Below are 5,756 nucleotides of genomic sequence, written 5' to 3'. Positions count from 1 at the left end.
GAGGTACCCCCAGGGCGGCACGGGTGGGCGCTGGGGGTACCCCCTCTGGGGGAGGCACCCCGGTAGCGCCGGGCCGCGCGAACCCCCGGCCCCCACCCACGCCGGGTGCCGCGCCGCGCGCCAGGTCAGCAGTCGGCCAGTGCCGACAGTGCCCTGCGGCCCACCTCCCGCCCGATCGGCAGCGCGGCGGTCGCCGCAGGCGAGGGGGCGTTCAGCACGTGCACCGCCCGCGCGCCCTCGCGGATCAGGAAGTCGTCCACCAGCGTGCCGTCCGGCAGCACGGCCTGCGCCCGTACCCCGGCCGGCGCCGGCACGAGGTCGCCCTCCGTCACCCCGGGCAGCAGTCTGCGCACCGCCGTCGTGAAGGCGCCCTTGGACAGTGACCGGCGCAGTTCCCCCGCCCCGTATCTCCAGTGCCGCCGGGCGATCCGCCACGAGCCCGGCCACGCCAGCGTCGCGCCGAGCTCACGGGGCCGGACCACGCCCCAGTCGTACCCCTCCCTGGCCAGGGCCGGCACCGCGTTGGGGCCGATGTGGACGCTGCCGTCGATCCCGCGTGTCAGGTGCACCCCGAGGAACGGGAACGCCGGGTCCGGCACCGGATACACCAGCCCCCGGACCATTTCCGGCTGTGCCAGCTCGTAGTACTCGCCCCGGAAGGGGATGATCCGCATGCCCGGGTCGTCCCCTGTCATCCGCGCGACCTCGTCGCAGTGCAGCCCGGCGCAGTTCACCAGGACCCGGGCGCGGATCACGTCCCCCGACCTGGTGCGGACCGCGACCCCGAGTTCCGGGCGGCGGTCGATGACGAGCACCTCCGCGCCGTAGCGGATCTCCGCGCCGGATGCCTCGGCGAGCTGCCGCGCGACCGCCACGTAGTCGCAGACGCCGGTCGTGCCGACGTGGATCGCCGCCAGGCCGCGCACCTCCGGCTCGTACTCCTGGATCTGTGCGGCGCCCAGCTCCCGGACCGGTATCCCGTTCTCCCGGCCGCGCTGCACGAGGGCGTGCAGCCGGGGCAGCTCCGCCCGGGCCGTGGCGACGATCAGCTTGCCGGTGACGGCGTGGTCGATGCCGTACTCGGCGCAGAACTTGACCATCTCGGCGGCGCCCCTGACCGCGTAGCGCGCCTTCAGCGAGCCCGGGCGGTAGTAGATGCCGCTGTGGATGACGCCGCTGTTGCGGCCCGTCTGGTGCCGGGCCGGGCCGGGCTCCTTCTCCAGCACCGTCACCCGTGTGCCGGGCGCGGCGCGCGTGATCGCATACGCCGTCGACAGGCCGACGATTCCGCCGCCGATCACCAGCACGTCGCAGTCGTGTGCGAGCTCGGTCCGCACTCGTTCCACCTCCCGGCTTCGATAGTGCACTGCGCCACTGACAATGCCCTCAAACCCGGAAGGCGAGGGTCAGGCCGGAGTCACCAGGAGCGGCCGGGCGCGTTCGCGGAGCTCGACCACGCGTGGTTCGTCGCCGTACGGCTCCAGCCGGTGGAGGAGGTCCTTGACGTACTCGGTGGTCCGGGCCGAGGAGATCCGCCCGGCGACCTCGACCGCCCGCACACCCTGCTCGCAGGCCGCGTCCAGGTTGCCCGACTCCAGTTCCGCCACCGCCGATACGACGAGCCTGAGTCCGTGCGAGCGTACGAACTCCTCCGTCGGTTTCGACAGGGCCTGCTCGGTGAAGCGGCGGACCTGGCGTGGTGCCTTGAGGTCGCGGTAGCACTCGGCCGCGTCGGCGGCGAACCGGTCGTAGGAGTAGAAACCCAGCCACGTCGGGTCGCTGTCGCCGGGGCGGGCGCGCTCCAGCCAGCTCTCGGCGGCCTTCAGGGCTGCGCCGGCCGCCGCCGCGTCGCCCGCGCGCGCGTGGGCGCGGGCCTCGACCAGGCGGAAGAAGCTCATGGTGCGGGCCGTGGCCAGGCCGCGGTTGCGTTCCAGGGCGGCCTGGGCCAGGTCCACGCCCTCGTCGCCGAAGCCCCGGTACGTCGCCTGCAGCGACATGGACGCGAGGACGTAGCCGCCGAGGGGCACGTCGGCCGCGGCGCGGGCCAGGCGCAGGGCCTGGATGTAGTACCGCTGGGCGGCCTCCTGCTGGCCGGTGTCGAAGGCCATCCAGCCGGCCAGTCGGGTCAGTTCGGCCGAGGCGCCGAACAGGGCGCGGCCGACCTCGTCGGAGTAGGAACCGAGGAGCAGGGGCGCCGCCTCGACTCGCAAGCACTCGGGGACCATCGAGGAACGCCAGTCGCCGCCGCCGTACTTGGAGTCCCAGCGCCGGGCGTCCTCGGCCGCCTCCCGCAGCTTCTGCACATCGCTGTGGCCGACTTTGAGCGGTGCGCCGGAGCCCTCGGCCGGGCTCGCGTCACGCGCAACCGAGCTGTCGGCCGGGGTTATCAGCCACCGTGATGCGGGCGTTGCGTATGCGCTCACCGCGAACGAACCGGCGAGCGACTGCCAGATGCCGCCGGAGCCGGCCCGGCGGCCGGCGAGGTCGAGGCGGTACAGCTCCGTGGCCGACCGCACCGCCTGTCCGACGTCCCTGGGGAAGGCGAGGCCCACTTCGGGTGCGGGATCGGCGTCCGCCAGGCCGATCTCGTGGAGCGGCACCGGACGGCCGAGCTTCTGGCCGATGGCGGCGGCGATGAGGTGCGGTGCCGCACCCTGCGGCACCATGCCTTTCGACACCCAGCGCGCCACCGACGTCTTGTCGTAGCGAAGAGTCAATCCTCGTTGGGCGCCAAGGTCGTTGACGCGCCGGGCGAGCCCTGCGTTGCTTATTCCCGCGAGGGCGAGAACGGCGCCGAGCTTTTCGTTCGGCCCGCGTTGCTCCCTGGACATGCGCCACCCCTCGACACAGACGGCTGCCGCGCTGGCATAACCACGCGGCATTCGTAAACCCAGCGTAGTTCGCTGCATCCCAAGCGTTAAGAGGCATTGTTCCGGATGGCGGGATTGTGGTCCGTACTGAAGTGCGGTGTCTGTACGGACTGTGGCCGTGTGCTCCCGATGTGTGGCCGTGCGCCCGTCCGTGCGCTCTTCTCCGGCCACGGGGGGAGCGGTTCCATGGGCGGTGCGTGGGTCGGCCCGCTGTACTGGATCCAGTGGGCTGGGGGACACCGCCGCCTCCATCCCCGCGGGCGGCGGACCGGTCCGGGAGGCGAGTCCCGTCTCCCGGACTGCGCGCCGCCCGGCGGTGCGCGGCACCTGTACGGAGCGTGTTCGAACCTGTTCGCGTGACACCGATTCGGCTGAAAATCGACCCCGGGGGTTTCGGGGTACAACCGCTCTCACCATGGGACTTGAGGGCGCGTTGGGTGTCGAGGGGGCGCGTTGTGGGGGCGCATTCGCGTCGTCGGCGTGTCGCCGCCGGCACAGGGGAACGGGGATTCGACGTCCTCGCGCGGGTCTCCGCGGGGGCGTATTCATGGGAGCGCATGCGGCTCCGCCGACACTCCGTGGCGTGCCCTTCATGGCAGCATGGGGAACCAGTTCGTACGGTGCACTGGTTGTCCCCAGCCTGTGGAGGCGTCGATGCGGTGGTTGGTGGGGTGGAGCAGCGCCGCCGCGGGAGCCGCGGGGATCGCCGGAGCCGGCTCCGCGGGGGCCACCGGGTACGACGGTGAGACCGTGCAGCCCGTGGGCTCGCAGCTCCTGTGGGGCGACCCCGACCCCCTGTGGGCGGTCGGCGACTGGCGCCCCGACGAGGTACGCCTCGTCACGGCCGACGCCCGGACCCGGATCGCGGTCCTCGGTATCTGCGGCGCGACGGACGAGCAGCTGCGCGTCGGACTCCTCGCCGCGCGCGGTGGTGCGCTGCGGCATCTGACGGCCTGGCCCGGCAGTTACACGGCCGTGGTGCAGGTGGGGCGGCGGATCACGGTCTGCGGTGACCTCGCGGGCGTCCGCCCCGTGTTCCACACCCCCTGGGCGGGCGGCACCGCCTACGCGACGGCCGCGCTGCCCCTGGCCGACCTCGTCGAGGCCAACCTCGACTTCGGGCACCTCGCCGCGCTGCTCGCCGCGCCCGACGTGCCGGCCGCGCTGAACGACTCCACCCCGTACGACGGCGTCAAGCGCATTCCGCCCGGGCATGCGCTGATCCTGCGCGCCGGGGCGCGGGAGATCGCCGGGTACGAGCAGGTGGCCTCGCTGGCGGTCGCGGCGCCCCCGGCGGACCCGGACAGCGCGGTCGACGGAGTGCGGGACGCCCTGGTGGAAGCCGTGCGCACGCGGCTCGCCGCGCCGCGGCACGTTCCCGGTGACGGCATCGACCCCGGGCCGGTGCCCGGGATGGGGCCCGCCGAGCGGCGTGCCGCGCGCGGGATGCCGGTGCCGGGGATCGGGGCCGACCTGTCCGGCGGGCCGGCCTCCGGGACGCTGGCACTGCTGGCGGCGGGACTGCCGGGGATGCCCGGGACCGTTCTCGGGCACGGGACGGGGGCCGGGGAGCGGCTGCTCGCCGTCACCTTCAACGACCTGGCCGTCGGCGGGCCCGAGACCGAGCTGGAGCGGGCGGGGGCGCTGGCCGCCAATCCGCGGCTGCACCACGTGGTGGTGACGGGCGGCGAGGAGGTGCTGCCGTATGCCGCGCTGGACGGGCCGCTGACGGACGAACCCGCGCCGAGCCTGGTCTCGGCGGCGCGGCACCGGGCGCGGCTGGCCGCCGGCAGCGCGGACCACTTCACCGGGTACGGCGCCCGGCAGGTGCTGGACGCGCACCCGGCGCGGCTGGCCGATCTGCTGATGGACCGCCGGCGGCGCCACCTCGTGCGGCCGGTCGCCGCGCTGGCCAAGGCCGACGGCTCGGTCATGGTCCCCGCGCGCGTGTACGCCGCGGCGCGGCGGCTGGCCCGGACGTCCTACCGGACGGGCCTGGACGTGCTCGCCGACCGGCTGATGCAGCGGCGCTTCGACGAGCCCGGCGGGGCGGTGGAGGCGTCGCTCGCCGCGCTCACCTGGGGCGGGCCCGGTCCGGCGGCGCGTTGGCTGACCGGGGAGGCGCTGGCAGAAGTATCGGTTCGTCTGCAGGCGTCCACTCAGCGCTCCGGGGTGGGGCCGGGGCAGCGGCCCGGCGACTTCCGCGCGCGTGCGGCGCTGGCGCGGCAGGCGGCGGACGTGCGGGTGCTGGAGCAGGCCGCCGAGATCCGTTTCCAGCGGCTGCACGCGCCGTTCTTCGACAACCAGGTCGTCCGGGCCTGCCGGGCGCTGCCCGAGGCGCTGCGGGTGCGGCCGGGGGCGCGGGCGGCGATCCTGCGGGCGGTGCTGGAAGGGGCCGGGGTGCGGGAGTTGCCGAGCGGGTGGGGCGCGCCGACGCAGGCGCAGACGGCTGCCGCGGCTGCCCGGCTGGGGTTGCGGGTGGCCGCGGACTCGTTGATCGCGCTGTTCGACTCGCCGTTGCTCGCCGAGGCGGGGCTGGTCGAGGCGCGGGTGGTGCGCAAGGCGGTGCGGGGCGCGGCGGCGGGGGAGAAGCTGCCGTTGGACGGGCTGGCCGACCTCGTCTCCCTGGAGTTGTGGCTCGGGCGGCTGCTGGCTCGGCGGGGGACGTGCTGGACGGGGACGCCGGGGCGTCAGCGCGCGGTACCGGCGGGGATCGCGCCGCAGCGGGGGGCGCTGGGGGGTGCGGGGGCGGTTGTGCGGCGGGTTTGAGGTTGTTGGTGCGGGTTGCCTGCGGCGGCCTGTGCTTCTTCGGTGGGGGTGCGTGTAGCGCGGTCTGTTCGGTTGTGGGTCGGGGCCGCGCCGGGGGGTGTCCGTCCTCGGAACGGC

The 5,756-nt window shown here is 74.6% G+C and carries 3 protein-coding genes; 1 reads left to right on the top strand and 2 read right to left on the bottom strand.

Annotated elements, in window-relative coordinates; genetic code table 11:
* Nucleotides 1-125: 125 nt before the first annotated feature.
* Together lhgD and H0H10_RS03355 are read right to left on the bottom strand one after the other, a co-directional pair.
* Entirely contained in the window at nt 126-1,346 is a 1,221-nt protein-coding gene (lhgD, locus tag H0H10_RS03360) for an L-2-hydroxyglutarate dehydrogenase (RefSeq protein ID WP_309141720.1), read from the bottom strand.
* Nucleotides 1,347-1,406: 60 nt separating this feature from the next.
* The gene (locus H0H10_RS03355) at nt 1,407-2,831 is read right to left on the bottom strand and encodes an NsdA family TPR-like regulatory protein (RefSeq protein ID WP_188179276.1); all 1,425 of its coding nucleotides are present in this window, start codon (nt 2,829-2,831) and stop codon (nt 1,407-1,409) included.
* A 693-nt stretch (nt 2,832-3,524) separates the two neighbouring features.
* Between H0H10_RS03355 and H0H10_RS03350 the strand changes: the two genes are divergently transcribed.
* A complete protein-coding gene (locus H0H10_RS03350; RefSeq protein ID WP_188179275.1) occupies nt 3,525-5,639 on the top strand; it encodes an asparagine synthase-related protein in 2,115 nt (704 codons plus the stop codon).
* Nucleotides 5,640-5,756 lie beyond the last annotated feature (117 nt).

This window comes from Streptomyces griseicoloratus (assembly GCF_014534645.1).
Classification (GTDB): domain Bacteria; phylum Actinomycetota; class Actinomycetes; order Streptomycetales; family Streptomycetaceae; genus Streptomyces; species Streptomyces griseicoloratus.
This window is presented reverse-complemented; position numbering and strand designations above follow the sequence as displayed.

Coding starts and splice junctions, on each gene's coding strand:
- H0H10_RS03350 (WP_188179275.1), top strand. CDS start 3,525: ATGCGGTGGTTGGTGGGGTGGAGCAGCGCCGCCGCGGGAGCCGCGGGG.
- H0H10_RS03355 (WP_188179276.1), bottom strand. CDS start 2,831: ATGTCCAGGGAGCAACGCGGGCCGAACGAAAAGCTCGGCGCCGTTCTC.